This is a genomic window from Roseomonas aerilata DSM 19363, from assembly GCF_000711725.1.
Classification (GTDB): domain Bacteria; phylum Pseudomonadota; class Alphaproteobacteria; order Acetobacterales; family Acetobacteraceae; genus Roseomonas; species Roseomonas aerilata.
In genome coordinates this window covers 71,029-91,608 of record NZ_JONP01000002.1, presented here as the reverse complement: position 1 = coordinate 91,608, position 20,580 = coordinate 71,029, and the positions used below count along the sequence as shown (strand labels likewise).

Below are 20,580 nucleotides of genomic sequence, written 5' to 3'. Positions count from 1 at the left end.
CTGTGCCACTGTCAGGGCTGCGCCGGGCCGGGCAGCGGGAAATCGATGCGGCACTCCAGCCCTGCCGCCGACCAGTGCTGGGTCAGGTGCCCGCCGAGCTGGTTCTGCACCGTCGTTTGCAGGACGCGCGATCCGAAGCCGCAGCGCGTCGGTTGGGAGAGTGGGGCAGGGCCGCCCGATTCCCGCCAGAGCAGGTGCAGCCGGCGTGCGGCGTTCCCCTCGGCCTCCTGCGCCACCGACCACTCGATCTGCACCACGCCGCCCGGCACGGAAAGGGCGCCGTGCTTCACGGCATTCGTCGCCAGCTCGTGCACGGCCATCGAGAGGGGCTGGGCGATGATCGGCGGGACCATCAGGGTCGGGCTTGGGATGACCACGGTCGGCCCGGCACCGCCGCTCGTCAGGAAGGGCGCCAGCTCGCCCTCGAGCAGCGTCCGCAGGTCGGCGCCGGACCAGCCGCTCTGCGTCAGCAGTGTCTGCGCGCGCGCGAGCGCGGCGACACGGCCCTCCACCGCCCGCACATAGGTCGCCTGGTCCGGCGCGCGCGTCAGGCGCAGGATGGCCTGGACCACGGTCAGCGCGTTCTTCGCGCGGTGGTCCACCTCCCGGATGAGGAGGGTCTGGCGCATCTCGGCTTCCTTGCGCGCGGTCGTGTCCAGATGCATCCCGACGATGGAGCCGCGGCTGCCCGCCGGGCCGGGCATCCGCCGGCCGCGACCGTAGAGCCAGCGCGTCTCCTCCCCGCCGTCGCGGGTGCGGCGGCGGATGCGGAACTCGGCCTCGTACTCGCCGGTTTCGTCGGCATGGGCGAGGGCGGCGCGGAGCGGCGCCTGGTCCTCCGGCACCACCAGCGCGACCAGTCGCTCCACCGTCGGGCGCGCCTCGGCCTCTGGGTTCGTGCCGAAGAGGGCGTGCTGCTCGGGCGACCAGTCCTGCTCCTCGGTGTCCGGGTGCCATTCGAAGGTGCCGATCTCGGCCACCTCCTGGGCGAGGCGAAGGCGGCCCTCCGAGGCGCGCAACTCCTCCTCCGCCGCCTTCAGCGCGAGGGCCTCGGTGCTCGCTTCCACGACCAGGGGCTCGGCCCCGTCGCTGCGCATGTCCCAGGTGGTGGCGACGGTCGTCTGCGCCCCGTCCCGCCGGCGGTGGCGCAGCTCGCCCTGCCAGCGCCCGGCCTGCGCCAGCTCGGCCATCGCGCTGCGGCGGCCGCCATCCATGAAGCGCGTGCGGAGAAGTTCGTGCGCGACACGGCCAACCGCCTCCGCGGCCGTGTAGCCGAACAGGCGCTCCGCCCCGGGCGACCAATAGCGGATGACCCCCTCGGGCGTGCGGACGAAGACGGCGGCCACGTCGAGCGCCATGCGCTCCGGCGGGCTGGGCGGGGACGGGCGGCGAGAGACGCGGGCTGCGGCAAGGATGCCGATACCTAGTACGAGGCCGAGCGCCACCCCGAGCGGCGCCACGGCGACGAGCGAGATCGATGCCAGCGAGCCGAGCAGGGCGAGTGCCAGCCCGGCGAGAGCAAGCGCGCCGACACGGCCTTGCGGCATCGCCGGCGGCCGCCTTCCGTCAATGCGTACTCCGGAAGGAATGGATGCCATGCACTCAGCCACCCCGAGCATAGGGGACGCAGGGTGCGGCGCCGCCATAAGCGACTGCCGCGGGGTGGGTGAAGAGCTGTGGGATGGCCAGGAGGGCACGGCTTCTCATGCAGATGCGCTCCTTGCCCGAAAAAGCTGCGAGCACGGTTCACATCGCCCCAAAGCAGCTACCTCCCGGCAACAAGTATCACAGCTATGTGTGAATGGCGCAAGTGAATGGCAAGAATACCGGTGACCACATTAGTGGCGCTCGTAGAACTTCCGCTGCTCCCGACTTCGGGTTATTCTTTGCGTTATAAAAACGATTGGAAACGAAGAGGACCGCTGCGGCTCTGCCCGGCGGACCGAAAGGCATTGCGGCCGGGGCGTGGCCACGGGGCGTCACAGCGCGGCCAGCAACTGGAGCGCGTTGTGCGTGGCCTCGCCGGCCGCGGTGTTGTCAAAGATGCACCAGGCCTGCCTGGCTTCTCGTTCATCGCCCGACATGGCGCACGCGACGGCCGTGACCTGCGCCTCCGAATAGGCGGAGTGGTAGATTTCCGGAGAGCCGTGCAGGCGATGATACACGAGCCCCGGCCATCCGCCCGGCTCGGCGGCGCGTGGGACCACGGCCGGATCGGCTGCCACCCGGGCGATTTCGTAGGCCGTGAGGGTGGCCTCGGCCGCATCCGTGAACCAGCTCTCGTGCCGCGGCTCGCAGGCGAGAAGTCCGCTGAACCTGGCGCGGAACCCCGAGAGGTGGCGCTCGGCCACCACCTGGTCGTAGCGAAGGCTCGGCGGCAGCTGGATGAGCAACGGCCCCAGCCGGTCGCCGAGCGCCTGCACCTCTCCGAGGAAGCGATCGAGCGGCTCCTCCGCATCCACCAGCCGGCGAGTATGCGTGATCTCGCGCGGCACCTTCACGGAGAAGCGGAAACCTGGCGGCACGCTCGCGGCCCAGCGGGCATAGGTCGCGGGCCGATGCGGCCGGTAGAAGGACGAGTTGATCTCGACGGCCGGAAGGCGGGCCGCATAGCGCTCGAGATGGCTGCCCGTGCCGGGGAAGCTCTCGGCGTGTTGCCTGGGGATGCTCCAACCCGCCGTCCCCACCCGGCGGCTCCCGTTGTTCATCGTGCCTCCACTGCCTCATACGGCGAGGGGAGCCGCAGGTTGCGCTGAGCGCGCCGACCGGGCGCCGTTACTCGCCCGCGCCGTCCTGATGCGCCGCATCGCGCTGCAGCGGGATCCCGATGGTGCAGACCAGCCCGGCGGATTCCCATTCCAGCGAGACGCTTCCGCCCAGCTGGCCGCGGATCGTGCCCTCCAGCACGCGGGAGCCGAAGCCCATCCTGCGCGGCGGAGAGCTGAGCGGCGGGCCGCCCGCCTCGGTCCAGCCTAGCCGCAGCATCACGCCGGAGGGCATCCCTTCCACCGTCCAGGTCACGGAGACATGGCCCGCCTCGGACGACAGCGCGCCGTATTTCACGGCATTCGTCGCGAGCTCGTGGAGGGTCATGGCAAGAGGTTGAGCGGTATGGGCCGGCAGCATGACCGCAGGGCCGTCAAGTAGCGCGCGCTGCCTGGAACCGAGGAAGGGCGCCAGTTCGCCGTCCAGTAGGGTGCGCAGGTCGGCGCCCGACCAGCGGTCGCGGGCGAGAAGCGTCTGCGCACGGGCGAGGGCGGAGACGCGGCCCTCCATCACCGCAATGTACTCGGGCAGCGACGACGCCTTGGTCAGCCGCAGCGCCGCCTGCACGACGGCAAGGGCGTTCTTGGCCCGGTGATCGACCTCGCGCGCCAGCAGGGCCTGCTGCTCCTCCGCCATCTTGCGCTCGGTGATGTCCCAGACGAGGCCGCTCATCTGCGGCTCGCCGGTCGCGTCGTCGCGCTCGGACGCCGCGCGCTCCTCCAGCCAGGCCACCTTTCCATCGCAGGGGCGGATAATGCGGAACTCGGTGTGCCAGGTTGTCCCGCGCTCCCGCGCTTCCTGGAGGAGGGAGGAATGACGCCCCGCGTCGTCGGGATGCAGCACGCCCAGCGCTTCGGCGCTGCTCGCGAAGGCTTTGCCCGCCGGCAGCCCGAAGACCTCCGCCACCGTATTCGAGAAGGTGACGCGGTCCTCCCTCGGGCTCCACCGCCAGGCGGCCATGCGCGCCGCACGCATGGCGGCTTCCAACTGCGCCTCGCTCTCGCGCAGCGCCGCCTCGGTCCCCGTCTGCTCCGTGACGTCCCGGGTGGTGCCGGCCACGGCCTCGACCGCACCGTCCTCGCCGATGACGGGGACGAGGAGGTAGTCGTAGATTCGGCGCCCGAAGGTCCCGGCGAAGGGAACCTGCCCCCTGACCGGGGCCCGCGTCGCGATCACCTGCTCTATCTCGCGGTCGTGCATGGCGGCGTGCCACGGCTCGTAGCCGAGCTCGAGGCAGTTCCTGCCCACGGCCTCCTCCCAGGTCCGGCCCCACATCCTGAGCAGGCCCTCATTGGCGTAAATGAAGCGATGGTTGAGGTCCCAGACATAGGCGAGGTCGGGCGTGTTGGTCAGGATGGCCTCGTAGAGGCGGCGCTGGCGGTCGGCTGCCATCCGCCGGCGGTTCAGCTCCGCCTCGGCCTGCACGCGCTCCGACACGTCGGCGAAGACGCCGACCATGCGCTCCGCCCGGCCGTCCGGGCCGATCACGGCATCGCTGAGGCTCGCGACCGTGCGGACCGGCCCCTCCGGCAGCTGAATGCGGTACTCGGTCACAAGGCGCGAGAGCGAGTTCTCGGAGGATTGCGCCTCGGCGCGCACGCGCGCGAGGTCGTCCGGGTGGATGCGGTCGAACACCTGCCCCGCCTCGGTGCCCTCGCCGGGGGCGAAACCGAAGATCTCCCGGCTTCGGGCGTCAAGAACGACGGTGTTCGTCGTCAGGTCCCACTCGAAGGTCCCGAGCCGCGCGGCCGCGAGCGCGGCGTCTCGCCGCTCCTCGCTCCGGCGCAGCGCTTCGTCGCGGGCCTCGCGAAGGGAGCGCGCGGCCTGCACCCTCTCCGTCGTCTCGGTCGCCGCGCAGTAGAAGCCCCTGACCTCCCCTGCTTCGTCGCGGAGGGGCGTCCAGGAGAAGGTGAACCAGCTCATCGGCCGGCCGGAGCGGCCGGCGAGCGCGACCGGCCTGTCGACGTAATACTGGGCTTCCCCGGCCATCGTGGCGGCCACCACGGGGGCGTACTCGTCCCAGACCTCCGCGAAGAGTTCGGCATAGGGCTTGCCCAGGCCGTCCGGGTGCTTGGTGCCGAGGAGCGGGATGTAGCTGTCGTTGTAGAGGGAGACGAGTTCCGGGCCCCAGGCGATGTAGGCGGGTTGGCGCGAGGCGATCATGAGATCGACGATGTTGCGCAGGCCCGCAGGCCAGTCCTTGATGTTGCCGAGCGACGTCCGCGACCAGTCATGCACGGCGATCTGCCGCCCCATCTCCCCGGGAGGGAAGGAGCGGTACGAAGCCTTATCGCGCACGTGCCGAAGCCCACTCGTCAACCGGCTCCGGCTTCTGCGAGGAACCTTCGCTCTCACTCCGCTCCAGCAGGCGCAGCGCGGCACGCGCCACCTCGCTGGCGCCGCGATAGCGCCCGGAGGCGGCGCAGCCATCGGCGAAGGACTCGAATTCCGGCGTGAGGAAAACGTTGCGGGTCTTGCAGTTCGGCAAGGTGCCGAAGGAAGCTATCGCCCCGGCCATGTCAATCTCCGCCACAGCGCAAGACCGTGAGCAGCGGGGAGCCGCGCGAGGGTGCCGCCTGCCGCCTCCGGAAGATCCCTCGCGGCGCCGGGCCTCAGGGCCCGGAGCGGCCAAGTCGGCGAGACCAGACTTCCGCATTCACCGCGCCGGGCGGGACATCGCCCGCGAGGATGGCGCGGACCTGCGCGACGGTGTCGAAGGCCTGGGCCTGGATGGCCGGTGGGGTGAGGCCGCCAATATGGGGCGTCGCGATCACGTTCGGCAGCCGCGCGAGATCCGGCGAGGGCATCTGGTCCGTGGCGCGGCCGACATCCATGGCGGCGCCGGCGATCCGCCCCTCCGTCAGCGCCGCGGCGAGCGCCGCTTCGTCCACCAGGTTGCCGCGGGAGAGGTTGATGAACACGGCATCCCGTTTCATCCGCGCGAGGGCGGTGGCGTCGATCAGGTTCTCGGTGGCCTCGGTCGCGACCGCCAGGCAGACGACGTAATCGGAATCGGCCATCAGCGCCTCGAACCCGACCTGCCGGATCCCTGGCGCCTCGATCGTCACGTTCGGATCGGCGACCAGCACCTCCATGCCGAGCTGCACGGCGAGGGACGCGAGGCGGCGGCCAATGGCGCCGTAGCCGATGATGCCGATGCGGCTGCCCTGGAGTTGCCGCCCCATCCGCACCTCCGGCATGCGGCCGGCTTGGTAGTCGCGCGTGGCGCGGGAGATGCCGCGCGAGAGATCGACGAGGAAGCCGAGCGCCAGCTCGGTCACGGAGGCAACGAAGCCCGGCCCGGCGCGCGTCACCAGCACGCCGGCCTTGCTGGCGGCCGCAGTGTCGATGTTGCGGATATCGACGGCGCAGCGGAGGAAGGCGCGAAGGCCCGGCAGGGCTTCGAAGACCTCCGCCGGGCCGGTGGTCAGCCGGTCCGCAATGATGAGGTCGGCGCCCTGCGCGAGGCTGACCAGCCCCTCCGGCGTGAGGGCCTCCTCCTCCTCGTGCAGGATCACCTCGGCGATCGCGCGCAGGTCGGCGAGGGCGCGCGGGCCGTAATACTGCTCGCGCGTGCGCGGCGTGTGCGTCAGGAGCACCTTCATCGCTGCGTCCGCCTTTCTTCAGTAGCCAAGCAGGCGTGGCAGGCCCGTGCTGAGCACGGGGACGAAGGCGATCAGCAGCAGGCACAGGAAAATCAGCCCGAGATAACCCATGATGGGCTTCACCGTGCGCTCGATCGGCACATGCCCGATCAGGCAGGCGCCGTAGAGGCCGAGACCGAGCGGCGGCGCGAAGAGCCCGATGCCCATGGAGATCACCAGCACCACGCCGAAATGCAGGGGATCGATGCCGAGCTGCCCCGCCACGGGAACGAGCAGCGGCCCGAAGATGATGAGGGCGGCCGCGCCCTCCAGCACCGAGCCCATGATGATGAGGATGGCGATGGAGAGAAGCATGAAGAGCCAGGTGCCGCTCGACTGCGACAGGCCGATCATGACCTCGCCGAGGGCGTGCGGCACCTGCTGCAGCGTCAGCACCCAGGCCAGCGCCTGCGCCGCCGCGACGATGAAGAGCACGAGGCCGGAGCGCGTGGCCGCGTGGATGAAGCTCCTCACCAGAGCGCCCCAGCTCAGCTCCCCGAAGACCGCCGCGCCGACGACGATGGCGTAGAGCACGGCGAAGGCCGAGATCTCGGTGGCCGTGGCGAAGCCGCTCTTGAAACCGATGAAGATCATGGCGATCAGCCCGAAGGACACGATGGCGCCGACCCACATCCGGCGCAGCGACCCGTCCGGGATGATGTCGGCCGCGAGCGCGGCCTTCGTGCCGAACAGGACCGACACGCCGATGAGCGCGGCGGCCATGAGGGCAGAGGGGATGAGCCCCGCCATGAACAGCCCGCCGATCGAGAGATTGGCGACGAAGCCCAGGATGATGAGGTTGATGCAGGGCGGGATCGTCTCCGCCATCACCGCGGAGGCGGCGAGGAGGGCCACCGCCTGCCCGGGCTCCTGCTTCGAGCGCCGGGCCGCGGGGATCAGCACCGAGCCGACCGCCGCCACATCCGCCATCTTGGAGCCGGAGATGCCCGAGAAGAGCACCATCGAGAGCACCATGACGACGTTCAGCCCGCCGCGCATGCGCCCCACCAGGCGCTGCAGAAGCTCGATGAGGCGCACGGACATGCCGTTCGCCTCCATGAGGTAGCCCACGAGGATGAAGAAGGGGATGGCGAGCAGGACGAAGTTGTCGATGCCGCGCGCCATCTGCTGGGCGAAGATCACGCCGGGCAGGTAGCCGTCCACCCAGATGTAGATGAGCGCGGCGAGCGCGATCGAGAAGCCGATGGGCAGCCCGCCCAGCAGCGCCACGACGAAGCCGACTCCCATGAACCAGCCGGGCGCTGGCAAGGAATCCGGCGCGGCCATGGCCCAGGCCGCGAAGCCGGCCGCGATCACGGCGAGGACGGCCAGGGCCTCGGCGATCTCGCGGAGTGGCCGGCGCCAGGCGAGGTCAATGGCGAAGATCGTCATGAACAGGGCGCCGCCGCCCATGGGCAGGAAGGTCCATTCCAGCGGCAGGCCGGAGCCGGTGGTCTGCCCCGCCGTCAGCCAGCCAAGCCTGAAGGCGTTGTAGGAGACGAAGCCCGAGATCACCGCCACGAGCACGGCGCCGATGGCATCGAAGCGCCGCCGGGCGGCCGGGCCTAGCTTCGCGACGAAGAACTCGACGCCCGGATTCTCACCCCGCGCCACCGCGCTCGCGGCGCCGAAGAAGCTCGATCCCACCATCAGCCCGCGGGCCACGTCGTCCGACCACTCGACCGGGGCGCCGAAGAGTGATCGCGCGAGGACCGAGCCGATGACGACGACGAGGTCCGCGGCCAGCAGAGTCGCCGCGATCGCGTCAGAGAGGGCGAGCAGGGGCCCCGTCATCGCCCGGCTCCGGCCGAGGGCGGGCGCGGCGGCAGCGTGCATCGGGACGTCCCTAGACCGAGATAGCGCGGATCTGCTCGATGACCGGCTTCGATTCCGGCCGGTTTCGCATGAAGGTCTGCATCTGCGGCTCGACGCGCTTGCGGAAGGCCTCCCGGTCGCACTCGATGATCGTGACACCCTTCTCGCGCAGGAGGCCGAGCGCCTCCTTCTCCACGGTAAGGCCGTGCGCGCGGGTTTCCACGGCGGCCTTCTGCGCGGCGTCGAGAAAGCGTTCCCGCAGCGCCGGGTTCATCCGGTTGTAGGCGATGTCGCTGAGGTAGAGCGCCAGCGGCGAGAAGTTGTGCTGGGTCAGCGAGTAGAACTTCGAGGTCTCGAAGAACTTGCTGGCCACCATTGTCGGCGGGTCGTGCTCCAGCCCATCGATCACGCCGGCCTGAAGCGCGGTGTAGATCTCCCCGAAGGCGAGCGGGGTGGCGGCGGCGCCCATCAGGCGCAGGCACTCCGTGATGACGGGGTTCGGCAGGGTGCGGATCTTCTGCCCGGCAAGATCCTCGGGCGTGTTCACGGCCCTCTTCGACAGCACGCTGCGCGCGCCGAAGTTATAGGCCCAGGCGATGATGCGGATGCCCGCGCTGCGCTGCAGCGCCGCCTCGACCGGCCGGGCCGCCCCGGCGTCGAAGGCCTTGGTCTGCTGCTCGAAGCTGGAGAAAAGGTAGCCGAGGTCGAAGGTGCCCACGAGCGGCACGAGGTTCGCCGCGATGGAGGAGCCCGACACCATCATCTCGATCACGCCGAGCTTGACGGAGTTGATGACGTCGATCTCCTGGCCGAGTTGGTTGTCCGGGAAGAAGCTGACCTCGATCTGCTCCCCCAGCCCATTCGCCCGGATCTGGCCGACCAGCTTGTCGTAGAAGACGCGACCATTGCCAAACTTCGGGTCGTTCGCCTGCGAGGAGGAGAGGCGCATCCGCAGGGCCGCGGCCTGGGCACGCCCGATCAGGGCCGGCGCGGCGAGGGACAGGGCACCTGCCGCGAGGGTTCCTTGAATGACGCGGCGACGGTCGACGGGACGCATGGGCTTTCCTCCGGCTTGACGGCCGCTCTAGGCAGCCTCCCTCTTTGCAAATATTGTATGACCAGATTTTCCGCGGTGACAAGCCGCTGCTCCGGATGCGGGCGGAGGCAAGGGTGATCTTCGAGCGTTCGCAGGTGCTGCGAAACATCCAGGCGCAGGTGGCCGAGCAGATCGGCAGAGGCATCATCCGCGGGGATGTCGCGCCCGGTGAGCCCATTCCATCCGAGATGCGGCTCTGCGAGATGCTGAATGTCAGCCGAACGGTGGTGCGCGAGGCAATCCGCATGCTGAGCGGCAAGGGGCTCGTGGAATCCCGCCCCAAGAGCGGCACGCGCGTGCGCCCGCCCGAGTTGTGGAACCAGCTCGATCCGGATGTGCTGCGCTGGCAGTTCGACACCGCGGATCTCGCCACCTACCTCGTCAAGCTCTTCCGGCTGAGGAGCGCGGTGGAACCCATGGCGGCAGCCTATGCCGCGGTATCGGGCACGGCGGAGGACATCGCCGCGATCCGCGCCGCCGCCGATGCGATGGCCGCCGCCGAGAGCAACGAGGCCTGGGTGGAGGCCGACATTGCCTTCCATCGGGCCATCCACATCGCGACGCGCAACGAGTTCTTCTGGCCCATCGCGCAGATGTTCGGCGTCGTGCTCCGCCGTGCCTTCGACCTCGTGGCGCCGGGGGACCACCGGCCCCGCTCGATCAAGGAGCACCGCCGGGTCATGGAAGCCATCGCCGCGCGCGACCCGGAGGCGGCGCGGGCCGCGATGGACGTGCTCATCGACCACGCCGCCGGTGACCTCAAGCGCATGTACGGCATCGACCCGCGGCGGGAGGGTGGGCACCAGGAAGGATCGGGCGTGGAGAGCCGACCCGCGCCACTGGGCTGAAGGCGTGTCCTCGTCCGGGTGATCGGTCGCTCAGGCTACGTGTGGCTGATCGCCCTTCCCAGGAACTGCCGGGCGAGCCCGCCATGCCTCGGCCGGGCTGCGTTCAGAATAAGGCAAATCATCACAGGGCCGGCCTGAGGCCGCCACGATCAGGGCCGATAACACCCTCACCAAGCCCGATGATGCGGGCCGGGATGGAGAGTTCGGTGGAAAACACCTCTTCGAGCATTGAGACTTACGGCCGGTCCGGCGACCGCAAGCTGCTTGGCGTGGTCGGCATGGTGTCGTCCCTGGCCGCCGCGGTCGGCCTCTACGCCGCGGTGGGCTTCGCCCAGCCGGTGACAGGCGGCGGTCAGCAGGTTCGCCACACCTATCCCCAGGGCAGCGTGGCCGCCTCCCTGGAAAGCGCCGACGGCCCCGGCGGTGCTGCTTCCCTTGTGCGCCCGCGCCCGGCCGCGAGCTTCCACGGAGAGGGTTGATCCCGTTCTGCGTCTGGCATGCCGCAGGCGCTCGCCGGTGGTTGAGGGGCGGCTGACGGAAGTCAGCCGATAGCGACTAACCTGGGCTGCCGCTCCTCGAACCAGGGCCTGAGCTTGTCGATCGGCTCCGCCCGCCCGAAGAAGTATCCCTGCGCCTCCGTGCAGCCGGCCTCGCGGACCTGGTCCAACTGGGCGCTGCTCTCGACGCCCTCGGCGGTCGCCGTCATCCCGAGCCTCACCGCCAACTGGGCGACGGAGCGTACAATCGCCAGGCAGTCCTCGCGCGTGGCCATGTCCCGCACGAAGGACTGGTCGATCTTGATCTTGTCGAAAGGAAAGCTGCGCAGGTAGGTCAGCGACGAATATTTCGTCCCGAAGTCGTCGAGTGCCGTGCGTACACCAAGGGCGCGCAGGCGATGGAGAGTTCCGATCACCGCCTCGCTGTCCTGCAGCAGCGCCGACTCGGTGATCTCCAACTCGAGACGGGATGCCGCAAGCCCGGACTTCAGAAGCGTCTCGTGGATCAGTTCCGACAGATCGCTGCCCGTGAACTGCACCGGCGAGATGTTGACGGCGATCTTGACGGGGATCGGGAAGGTTGCGGCATCAGCACAGGCCCGGCGCAGGACCCACTCCCCAAGCGACACGATCAGGCCGGTCTCCTCCGCGATGGGGATGAAGTCGGCCGGCGACACCATGCCGCGCACCGGGTGGCGCCAACGGAGCAGCGCCTCGAACCCGCTGAGCTGCCCGCGCTGAAGATCGAAGAGGGGCTGATAGTGAAGCTCCATCTCCCCGCGGTCCATGGCGCCGCGCAGATCGTTTTCCAGCTCCATCCGCGCCTGCAGACCGGCCGCCATCGATTCCTCGAAGATGCGGAAGGTCCCCCGCCCGGCCGACTTCGCCTCGTAGAGCGCCATATCGGCGTGCTTGAGGAGGGTGTCGCCATCGGGTGTGGACGGAGTCGCAATCGCAATGCCGACGCTCACTCCCACCGAGGCCTGGTATTTGGAAAGATCGAAGGGCACCCCCAGAGACTCGATGATGCGCCGGGCAAGCGCCTCGACCCGCTCCAGCAGGGCCCCCTTCCCCTCGATCAGCACGGCGAATTCGTCGCCGCCCAACCGTGCGACGAGGTCACCGTCGCGCATGCATTCGCGGATCCGGCCGGCCGTCAGGCGCAGCAAGGCATCGCCGGCGTGGTGACCGAGCGTGTCATTCACGTTCTTGAACTGGTCAAGGTCGAGGAAGAGTACCGCGACCTCGGTGCCGACGCGATGAAGCGCCTCGTCGAGACGAGTCGCGAACTGGCGACGATTCGGAAGGCCGGTGAGGGCATCGTGGTTTGCCAGATGCCGGATCCTCGCCTCTGCCCGGCGGCTCTCCGTCACATCCTCGTAGGTCGTGATCCAGCCGCCATCGGGGAGCGGCTGGTGCGAGATCGAGAGCGACCGGCCTTCCGCATCCTCCTGGACGAAGGTCGAGGCCTGCGATCGTGCGGCCAGCTCCTGGTGCTCGGTCCAGATGGACCCGCGGTCGTTTCCCTCGGAGTCACCAGGCCCCGACCGGAGCTTCAGGAGGTCGGCCGCATGCACGCCTGGCCTCGCTGCCCCCGGCGCGAGATGGAATATCTCACTGAAGCGCCGGTTGCTGACGATGAGCCGGTGCTCGGCGTCGAACATGCCGAGTCCCTGCGACATGTTGTTCAGCGCCGCGTCGAAAAGCTGGTTCTGCCGCCGCAGCTCGCTATCGCGCGCCCGCACATAGGCGTTCGAGCGGGCCAGCAGGCGGTTGCGCCAGAAGGTCGTTGCCGTCAGTGCCAGACAGCAGGCGATGAGGCCGAGGAGGAGCCGCGAGAATACCCAGTGGAGTCGGTCGAGTTCCTGCGTGTCCTTTGCCGCGAGATCCGCGCCATGCGCGTGGGCAACTGAGGAAAGCCGTGCCATCGGCCCGTTGATCTGCTGGAACTTGCCCATGAACTGGGCGATGACCGCCGGATCGTCCAGCGAAGCCAGCAGGGGGCGTGCGGTTGCCACGGCGACCTGAAGCTGATCGACCGCCCGGACCAACTCGTCATGGGAGCTGATGAAGGCTCCTGTCTCCCCGCTCCGCAGGGCGGAAGCCCGGCTCTCGACGATCTCGAGCCAGGTCTCCAGCTGATCGTGCTCAATCTCGCCGCGGGTCAGCGTGAAGGCGGCGATGGCCGCTTGCAGCCTCGATACCTCCTGGGCCGCCTGCCCCGCCGTCCAGGCGATGTTGTAGCGGGAGAGCTTGCTTACCGCATCCTGCCTGGCAGAGATGAGGTAGGACGCGTAGACGGCGCCCGCGCCGAGAAGCAGGGCTGCGGCGACAGAGAGGATCTGTACGACGCTACCGGCGCCTACGGCTGAAAGCCGCCGGCGCACGACACGTGCACCCTTGCCCGCGGCCTGCCCCCGCGTTCTTCCGAGCCACGGGATGCTCCACTTGGTCACCGGACGACGAGCTGGGCGACCGACCAGGCCGAGCGGCTATAGTAGAGCCTGCTGCGGAGTTCCGGTTCGGAGTCGTAGGGATAGACGATGAAGAGCGGGCCCCTCTCGCTCACGCGCATCGGGGCGCCGTTCCGCCGCGTGGCCAGCAGCACGCCGAACCGTGCGAAATCGGCGATCGGGATGTCCGTCGAGTAATCGTTGAGCGCGATGGCCGTCAGTGTCTCGCCGCTTGCCCCAATCGCCTGCATCAGCGTCGCCATGGGAATGCCGTCGAAGCGCACCGGCCCGTCGAACCAGGGGGTGTTGGTCGTGATGGTGGCCGAGCCCAGGTTCTCGAGCATGGCCCGGTCGAAGACCGCGACGTCGCCCTCATTCGTCACGCGGATCTTACCCGAGACCTTCAGGATCGGCGATTGGCTGGGCCGCGGGAGCGATCCTTCCTGTTGCCCCGCCGTGGACTGCGCCCCGACGCGGCCCGTCGCTGCCACGACCGCGCCCGTGCCGAGCGCAACCATAAGCGCACGCTTGCCGACCCGCAGATCCGTCACGCTGACATCCTTCCGCATCGAGGCCCCCAGGGTTGAACTCAGCGCGACGTCGTTTCGAGGGACGCGCATTCGCGCAGGAACTCGTCCTTCAGGCCAGCCTCTTCCGTAAAGGCCCCGAAATAAGCGTTCGTTACCATGCGGCCACTTCCCGCGCGGACGCCGCGTTGCATACGGCACATGTGCGACGCCGATATGCGGACCGCGAGGCCGCGGGGCGCGGTGTTCTCCCAGAGGAAGTCACCGATCTGCTGCACAAGCTCCTCCTGGGTCTGGAGGCGCGTCGCGAAGTGATCGACGACCCTGTCATATTTCGAGAGCCCGAGAACCTTTCCCGTGGCCGAGGGCAGTACACCGATGAAAGCCTCCCCCCGAATCGGCATGAGGTGATGCGCACAGGTGGAGCGGACTTCGATCGGGCCGGTCACGATCATGCCCTGGTAGACGAGCCGGTTCTCGAAATCCGTCAGCACCGGTGGGGGAACGCTGCGACCGCGCAATAGTTCGTTCACAAGCATCTTGGCCACTCGTCCGGGCGTGCCGCGCGTGTTCGGGTCGTTCCGGTGGTCGATCCGCAGGATCTCGAGGAGTTCTTCCAGCTTCTCGCTGGCGGTGCAGATCATCGCCTCCCGCTCGTCGGACGAGAGCGGAGCCTCTAGGGCTTCGTTGGCGGCGCTGGGGCGGGATTGCAGGCGGCGAAGTGCAACGCTCACTGCAGGTCTACTCCTGGACTGGGTGTCGCGGACGCGAGGTGCGCGCGCGGTGCTCGGCCGTGAAGGAACGGGGAGGCGATCAGCGCTGGTTGCGGAACACGACGCCCTCGCCGGCGCCCTCGAGCCCACGGCGTACCTCGACCCGGTCGATACCCGGGATCGCTTGGTCGAGATGCCGGCAGAACCATCCGGCCACATTCTCCAGCGTGGGGATCTCCAGGCCTTCGATGTCGTTCAGATAGCTGTGGTCGACCCTCTTTCTGAGGGCGGAGATGACGGGCTCGACCTCGAGAAGGTCGTGGGACCAGCCGAAGACCGGGTGTGGCTCGCCGGTCAAAACCACCTTGACCTTGAAGGTGTGTCCATGAAGGGGGGTATCTGGGGTGGTTTTGTGCGCCGCTTCGAACGTGAACTCACTGAACATTTCGATCACGACCAATCCGCCTCTGTCGATCCGGCGCGAGGCGCATGTAACACTTGCACGCAACCCGCGCTATCCAATGGAGCTTACAGCCGATCCGGTCTGGAAAGCCAACGTTTCTTTCCTTATATCAATACAGTATCATAATGAACCTGCCTCTGCTGCTCCGGGAGTGCGGCAGCAGACTTTCCCTGGCCGGCCCTGTGTTCGAGGTGGCCATTGCAGGACTGTAATGCTGCGCACGCGGCTCCATGGGTTCAACCTGAGCCTGCGGCCAGTTGATTGATGATTCAAGGGAGTCGAGGGCGTTTCCTCCTGTGCGAAATGCCCGCTGCCGCAGGAGCTCCTGCCGTCCGGCTGGACATAGGGCTGCGGCGTTCCTCTCACGGAGGTCAGGTCTGGGCGCTGAGGGCCCACCGCCCGTTGATCAGCCCCGCTTTTCCAGCAACCCTCCGTCGACCGGCAGGATCACGCCGGTGATGTAGCCGGCCTCGTCGGACGCGAGGAACAGGGCGGCATTGGCCACGTCCCAGGCCGTGCCCATGCGTCCCATCGGCACCAGCGCCTCGCGCTCCGCCCGGACCACCTCGCGCGGCACGCCCCGCTCCTGCGCCCGGCGCTCGATCGCCATGGGCGTGTCGATCAGCCCGGGCAGGATGACGTTGGCGCGGATGCCGTGGCGGGCGTTCTCGGTCGCGATGTGCTGGGTCAGCGCGTTCACCCCGGCCTTGCTGGTCTTGTAGGTGACAGTAGGCCGTGCGGAGAGGGAGGAGGTGGAGGAGATGTTGATGATGCAGCCCGATCCCTGCGCGACCATGTGCGGCAGGACGTGCTTGCAGGTCATGAACATGCCCTTGAGGTTCATGGCCATGATGGTGTCCCACATGTCCGCGTCCATCTCGGCCGTCCTGCGGTCGCCCCTGGAGCGGCCGACATTGTTGTGCAGCACGTCGATGCGGCCGTAGCGCTCCATGCAGGTGCGGGCGATGGCGGCGCAGTCCTCCTCCCTCGTGATGTCGGCGCGCAGGACCGAGGCGGGGTGGCCATGCCGCTCCACCGCCGCGCGCGTGGCCTCCGCCCAATCCTCGTTGATGTCCACCAGCAGCAGGGTCGCGCCCTCCTCCGCGAAGCGCTCGGCCACCGCGCGCCCATTGCCCACGGTCTCGCCGGGCTGCTGCCCCGCGCCGACGATGATGGCGACCTTGCCGTCCAACCTGCCCCGGGACATGCGTGCTTCCTGCTCTCTGCTGTTCATCAATCGGAGGTGATGCGGCCGTCAGTGACCACCCGCCGCCAGCGCGCTTCCTCGGCGCGCATGAAGCGCGTCATCTCCTCCGGGCTGTTCACCGCGACGGTCAGCCCCTCTCCCGCCAGGCGGGAGTGGTAGGCGGGCGCCGCGGTCACCTTCCGCATCGCCTCGTTCAGCCGGGTGAGAATCGGGGCCGGCGTGCCGCCGGGCGCGAAGACGGCGTACCAGACCTCCGCCTCGTAGCCCGGCAGGGTCTCCGCCACGGTGGGCACGCCTTCATAGGCCGGCGTCCGCTGGGGCGAGGTCACGGCGAGGGCACGCATCCGGTCGCCCTTCACGAAGGCCGACACACCGCCCGCCGTGCCGAAGACCATGTCCAGCCGCCCGCCGAGAAGATCGGTATAGGCCGGCCCTGCCCCGCGGTAGGGAACGTGGGTGAGGTCCACGCCGGCTGTCAGCTTGAACAGCTCCGCCGCCAGATGCACCGCCGAGCCGTTGCCGGAGGAGCCGTAGGTCAGCTTGCCCGGGTCCGCCTTCGCCACACGGATAACGTCAGCCACGCTGCGAAGGGGACTGTCCGGCCGCACCACGATCACGTTCGGCCCGTGGCAGACCAGCCCGACTTCCGAGAAGCCCTTCTCCGTATCGTAGGGAAGGCCTTTCACGAGGGAGGCGTTGATGGCGAGCGCCGAGGTGGTGAGCAGCAGCGTGTAGCCATCCGGCGCGGCCTTGGAGGCGAGGTCGGAGCCGAGGACCGTGCCCCCGCCCGGCCGGTTGTCGATCACCACGGCCTGGCCGAGTTCCACCGCGAGCATCTGGGCAAGCTCGCGCCCCACCACGTCCGTGCCCCCGCCGGCGGTGAAGGGGACGATCACGCGGATCGGGCGGGAAGGATAGGTCTCCGCGCCCAGGGCGGGCGGGGCGTTGGGCAGGGCCCACATTCCGGCCCCCGCCGCGCTGAGGCGCAGCAGGTTTCGCCGCCCGGCTCGGAGGCCATCCCCAGCCCACCCGCCGCCGCTTCGCTCGGTTCCCATCCCGCATCCTCCCGCCTTTGTCTTGGCGCGAAAGCTAGGCCGCTGCTTCCGTACTGTGCAAGCAGCTTCCGTGTGATGAAAGGATCGGTTAGGCTCCCGGCATGGCAAAGCAGCCCCGACGCGCCCGCACGACCGCCGAGGATGCGCCGGCCGGTTCCGCAGCGGCCGGCAGCGCCCTGCGCGCCGTTGCCCCGGCCTCCCCGGTCAGCGCGCTGCCCGGTGACGGCGTGCGCGCGGTGGACCGCGCCCTCGTCCTGCTGCGCGCCTTCCGGGAGGAGGACGGCCCTCTGGGCCTGACGGAACTCTCCCGCCGGGCCGGGTTGAACCTGACGACCGCGCTGCGGTTGCTCGGCACGCTGGAGGGGCACGGCTTCGTCAAGCGCCTGCCCTCCGGCGGCTATCTCCTCGGCCCCACCCTGCTGCTGCTGGGCGACCTGTTCCGCCGATCGCTGCGCCTGGAGCACCACGTCATGCCCGCGCTGGAGCGCCTGCGCGCCGAAAGCCGGGAAAGCGCCGCCTTCTTCGTGCGGGAGGGCGAGCAGCGCCGCTGCGTCTTCCGCTTGGATTCTCCGCAGCTGGTGCGCGATGTCGCCCAACTCGGCGAGGCCCAGCCGCTCGGCCGCGGCGCCCATGGCCGTTCCCTCATCGCGCTCGAGAACGGCGAGAGGCTGCCCGTGGTCAGCCGGGGCGAGCGCCTGCCGGTGATCGCCGCCATCGCCTGCCCTGTCCTCGACGCGGGCGGGAACATCGTCGGCTCCATCGGCATCTCTGTACCGCTCTACCGCTTCACGGAGGAGACGGAGGCGCTCTGCGCACCGCTCGTGCTGCGGGAGGCAGTGGCGATGACGCGCGACCTGGGCGGCGACCCCGCGCCGCTGGAACAGGCCGCGCGTTAGGCGCGGCAGGGAGAAGATGATGGCCCGGATCGAGTTGACGCCCGAGGCGGAGCGCACGCCCGAGGAGAGGGAGGTCTGCCAGGAAGCCGTCTCCGGCATCCGCGGCCGCGTGCCGGCGCCGATGATCGCCTGGCTGAAGAACCCGGAGCTGGCGCGCCGCGGTCAGCGCCTGGGCGAGCTGCTGCGCTACCAGACCACGTTGGAGCCACGCCTCTCCGAGCTCGCGATCCTCGTCACCGCGCGCCACTGGAGCTCCCATCACGAATGGACCGCGCACAAGCGCGAGGGACTGAAGGCCGGGATGGACCCGGAGGTGGTCGCCGCCGTCGCGGCGCGGCGGGAGCCGGCGCTGCGCGACGAGCGCGAAGGCACCGTCTATGAGGTGGCCCAAACCCTGCTCGCCACGCGGCGCCTGCCGGACGCGCTCTATCAGCGCGGTGTCGCGGTGCTGGGGGAGCGCGGGTTGGTCGAGCTGGTCGGGATCATGGGCTACTACTCCATGGTCGCGCTGACGCTGAACGCCTTCGAGCTCGGCCTACCCGAGAACTTCGCGCCCGAGCTGGGCGCCGAACCCGGCGACCCGGCGGTTTGACTACCATGTGGGAGCCAAGCCTTCGCTACCCCGATCCCGCGATCCGAGCGCTCGATGCCAGCTTCGAGCGCTACCACCTCGCCCTGGCGGGAGTGGAGCGCCTCTACACCGGCTGCCGCTGGGCCGAGGGGCCGGTCTGGTTCGGCGCCTGGCGCAGCCTGCTGTTCAGCGACGTGCCGAACGACCGCATCCTTCTCTGGAGCGAGGCCACGGGTGCGGTCTCGACCTTCCGCGCGCCCTCCAACCACGCGAACGGCAACACGCGGGACCGCGAGGGGCGGCTGGTCACCTGCGAGCACGGTGGGGAGGCCGGCGGCCGCCGCGTGACGCGCACGGAGCATGACGGCGCGATCACCGTGCTGCTCGACTTCTTCGAGGGAAAGCGGCTGAACTCGCCCAACGACGTGGTGGTCAGGTCGGACGGCTCCATCTGGTTCACCGACCCGCCCTTCGGCATCCTTGGCTACTACCAGGGCGTGAAGGCGGAGCAGGAGCTGCCCGCCCGGATCTACCGGATCGACGGCGCCACGGGCTGCGCGACGGTGGTAGCGGACGACGTGAACGGTCCTAACGGGCTCGCCTTCTCGCCGGACGAGAGCCGGCTCTATGTCATCGAATCCCGCGCCCGCCCGCGCAACATTCGCGTCTTCGACGTGGCGGGCGATGCCCTGCGCAACAGCCGCGTGCTGGTGGAGGCAGGGACCGGCACGCCGGACGGCTTCCGCGTGGACGTGGACGGCAATCTGTGGTGCGGCTGGGGCATGGACCCCGAGCAGGACGGGGTGCGCGTGTTCAACCCGGCCGGCGAGCCGATCGGCCATATCCACCTGCCGGAACGCTGCGCCAACCTCGCCTTCGGCGGGCGGCACAGGAACAGACTCTTCATGGCCTCATGCCATTCTCTCTATGCGCTCTACGTCAACACGCAGGGGACGCCTGGCGGCTAGCCGGCCTCCCTTGCACAAGGCCTCAAGGAAAAGAGACATGATCACCCGCCGACATCTCGCCCAGCTGATCCCCGCTGCCGCCCTGCCGCTCGCCTGCCCGGCGATCGCGCAGTCCGCGCGCATTCCGGAAGGCCCAATCCGCCTGGTGGTGCCGTTCCCGCCCGGCGGGCCAAACGACCTCGTCGCCCGCGTGCTCGGCCAGAAGCTGGGCGCCGTGCTCGACCGCAACGTCGTCGTCGAGAACCGCTCCGGCGCCGGCGGTGTCATCGGCACGGACAACGTGGCCAAGGCGGCGCCCGATGGCCGCAGCCTCTGCCTCACGAGCGCCGGCGCCATCGCCATCTCGCCCGTCCTCGGCGCGTCCATGCCCTTCGACGTGGCGAAGGACCTCGCGCCCATCACCCTCGTCGCGCTGATGCCCGAGATGCTGGCCGTGCCCACCGCCCTTCCCGTGAACTCGGTGGCGGAGCTGGTGGACTACGCGAAGCGGAACCCGGGCAAGCTGAACTACGGCTCCTCCGGCATCGGCTCCATGCCGCACCTGGCCGGGGAGGCCTTCCGCGCCGCGGCGGGGATCGACATCACCCACGTGCCCTATCGCGGCGCCGCGCCGGCCGTGACGGACCTCATCGCCGGGCAGGTGCAGATGATGTTCGCGGACATCCCGGCCATGCTGTCCCAGGTGCAGGGCGGCGGCCTCAAGCCGCTGGCCATCGCGAGCGGCGAGCGGACGCCCCTGCTGCCGCAGACGCCCACCATGGCGGAAGCCGGCGTGCCCGTGATCGCGGACAACTGGTACGGGCTCGTCACCTCCTCCAAGGTTCCCGCCCCTCTCCAGGCGCTGTTGCACGACGCCGCCGCAAAGGCGCTGCGGGACCCCGACCTGGTGAAGTCCTATGGCGAGCAGGGCGCCCGGCCCGTGGGTGGCAGCCAGGAGGAGTTCCGCGACTTCATCGCGAAGGAGAGCGCGCGCTGGGGCGAGGTCGGGCGCCGCGCCAACATCACGATGGACTGAGACGTCCCGTCCTTCTTGTGCGGCCCGCCGAGGCGGGCGCGGCCGC

19 protein-coding genes are annotated in these 20,580 nt (G+C 69.4%); 6 read left to right on the top strand and 13 right to left on the bottom strand.

Annotation, left to right across the window (positions count from 1 at the left end; all coding sequences use genetic code 11):
• Positions 1–11 precede the first annotated feature (11 nt).
• From BO39_RS29605 to BO39_RS03265, 7 genes are all read right to left on the bottom strand, one after another.
• Entirely contained in the window at positions 12–1,547 is a 1,536-nt protein-coding gene (locus BO39_RS29605) for a sensor histidine kinase (protein WP_052401403.1), read from the bottom strand.
• Positions 1,548–1,979: 432 nt separating this feature from the next.
• Positions 1,980–2,708 carry a DUF72 domain-containing protein gene (locus tag BO39_RS03290; RefSeq protein WP_043830038.1) on the bottom strand — a complete coding sequence of 243 codons (729 nt, stop codon included), beginning with the start codon at positions 2,706–2,708 and terminating at the stop codon, positions 1,980–1,982.
• A gap of 67 nt (positions 2,709–2,775) precedes the next feature.
• Complete coding sequence (locus tag BO39_RS29600) at positions 2,776–5,064, bottom strand: PAS domain-containing sensor histidine kinase (RefSeq protein ID WP_156963444.1); 2,289 nt, start codon at positions 5,062–5,064, stop codon at positions 2,776–2,778.
• On the bottom strand, positions 5,054–5,284 hold the full coding sequence (locus BO39_RS03280; protein WP_043830036.1) for a type II toxin-antitoxin system ParD family antitoxin: 231 nt from the start codon (positions 5,282–5,284) through the stop codon (positions 5,054–5,056). The genes BO39_RS29600 and BO39_RS03280 overlap by 11 nt, the downstream gene beginning before the upstream one ends.
• Before the next feature lie 94 nt (positions 5,285–5,378).
• Positions 5,379–6,371, bottom strand: a complete 993-nt coding sequence (locus BO39_RS03275) for an NAD(P)-dependent oxidoreductase (protein WP_043830034.1) — start codon at positions 6,369–6,371, stop codon at positions 5,379–5,381.
• Between the two features lie 18 nt (positions 6,372–6,389).
• The gene (locus tag BO39_RS03270; protein ID WP_043830032.1) at positions 6,390–8,246 is read right to left on the bottom strand and encodes a TRAP transporter large permease; all 1,857 of its coding nucleotides are present in this window, start codon (positions 8,244–8,246) and stop codon (positions 6,390–6,392) included.
• A gap of 10 nt (positions 8,247–8,256) precedes the next feature.
• The gene (locus tag BO39_RS03265) at positions 8,257–9,282 is read right to left on the bottom strand and encodes a TRAP transporter substrate-binding protein (RefSeq protein ID WP_043830031.1); all 1,026 of its coding nucleotides are present in this window, start codon (positions 9,280–9,282) and stop codon (positions 8,257–8,259) included.
• A 113-nt stretch (positions 9,283–9,395) separates the two neighbouring features.
• Here BO39_RS03265 and BO39_RS03260 point away from each other — a divergent pair, with 113 nt between their 5' ends.
• Positions 9,396–10,169 (top strand): FadR/GntR family transcriptional regulator, encoded by a 774-nt coding sequence (locus tag BO39_RS03260; RefSeq protein WP_211257372.1) that lies wholly within the window; start codon positions 9,396–9,398, stop codon positions 10,167–10,169.
• Positions 10,170–10,375: 206 nt separating this feature from the next.
• Positions 10,376–10,648, top strand: coding sequence for a hypothetical protein (locus BO39_RS03255; RefSeq protein WP_156963442.1), 273 nt, complete (start codon positions 10,376–10,378; stop codon positions 10,646–10,648).
• A gap of 62 nt (positions 10,649–10,710) precedes the next feature.
• Here the strand turns inward: BO39_RS03255 and BO39_RS03250 are convergent, their stop codons facing one another.
• From BO39_RS03250 to BO39_RS03225, 6 genes are all read right to left on the bottom strand, one after another.
• The gene (locus BO39_RS03250) at positions 10,711–12,717 is read right to left on the bottom strand and encodes a putative bifunctional diguanylate cyclase/phosphodiesterase (protein WP_156963440.1); all 2,007 of its coding nucleotides are present in this window, start codon (positions 12,715–12,717) and stop codon (positions 10,711–10,713) included.
• A gap of 401 nt (positions 12,718–13,118) precedes the next feature.
• Positions 13,119–13,670, bottom strand: coding sequence for a putative pterin-binding protein (locus tag BO39_RS03245; protein WP_245614927.1), 552 nt, complete (start codon positions 13,668–13,670; stop codon positions 13,119–13,121).
• Positions 13,671–13,708: 38 nt separating this feature from the next.
• Positions 13,709–14,290 (bottom strand): GTP cyclohydrolase I, encoded by a 582-nt coding sequence (gene folE / locus BO39_RS03240; protein WP_169742724.1) that lies wholly within the window; start codon positions 14,288–14,290, stop codon positions 13,709–13,711.
• Positions 14,291–14,459: 169 nt separating this feature from the next.
• Positions 14,460–14,804: a 6-pyruvoyl trahydropterin synthase family protein gene (locus BO39_RS03235; protein WP_084697834.1), complete on the bottom strand. Its 345-nt coding sequence runs from the start codon at positions 14,802–14,804 to the stop codon at positions 14,460–14,462.
• 424 nt (positions 14,805–15,228) lie between these two features.
• On the bottom strand, positions 15,229–16,029 hold the full coding sequence (locus BO39_RS03230; protein ID WP_043830027.1) for an SDR family NAD(P)-dependent oxidoreductase: 801 nt from the start codon (positions 16,027–16,029) through the stop codon (positions 15,229–15,231).
• A 26-nt stretch (positions 16,030–16,055) separates the two neighbouring features.
• Entirely contained in the window at positions 16,056–17,084 is a 1,029-nt protein-coding gene (locus tag BO39_RS03225; RefSeq protein ID WP_156963436.1) for a tripartite tricarboxylate transporter substrate binding protein, read from the bottom strand.
• Between the two features lie 101 nt (positions 17,085–17,185).
• Between BO39_RS03225 and BO39_RS03220 the strand changes: the two genes are divergently transcribed.
• Genes BO39_RS03220 through BO39_RS03205 form a run of 4 tightly spaced genes read left to right on the top strand, consistent with a single transcriptional unit; the run spans position 17,186 to position 20,534 of the window.
• Positions 17,186–17,980 carry an IclR family transcriptional regulator gene (locus tag BO39_RS03220; protein ID WP_084697812.1) on the top strand — a complete coding sequence of 265 codons (795 nt, stop codon included), beginning with the start codon at positions 17,186–17,188 and terminating at the stop codon, positions 17,978–17,980.
• Positions 17,981–17,996: 16 nt separating this feature from the next.
• On the top strand, positions 17,997–18,572 hold the full coding sequence (locus BO39_RS03215) for a carboxymuconolactone decarboxylase family protein (RefSeq protein WP_245614925.1): 576 nt from the start codon (positions 17,997–17,999) through the stop codon (positions 18,570–18,572).
• Between the two features lie 5 nt (positions 18,573–18,577).
• Positions 18,578–19,519, top strand: coding sequence for an SMP-30/gluconolactonase/LRE family protein (locus BO39_RS03210; RefSeq protein ID WP_043830026.1), 942 nt, complete (start codon positions 18,578–18,580; stop codon positions 19,517–19,519).
• A gap of 37 nt (positions 19,520–19,556) precedes the next feature.
• On the top strand, positions 19,557–20,534 hold the full coding sequence (locus BO39_RS03205) for a tripartite tricarboxylate transporter substrate binding protein (RefSeq protein WP_043830025.1): 978 nt from the start codon (positions 19,557–19,559) through the stop codon (positions 20,532–20,534).
• Positions 20,535–20,580 lie beyond the last annotated feature (46 nt).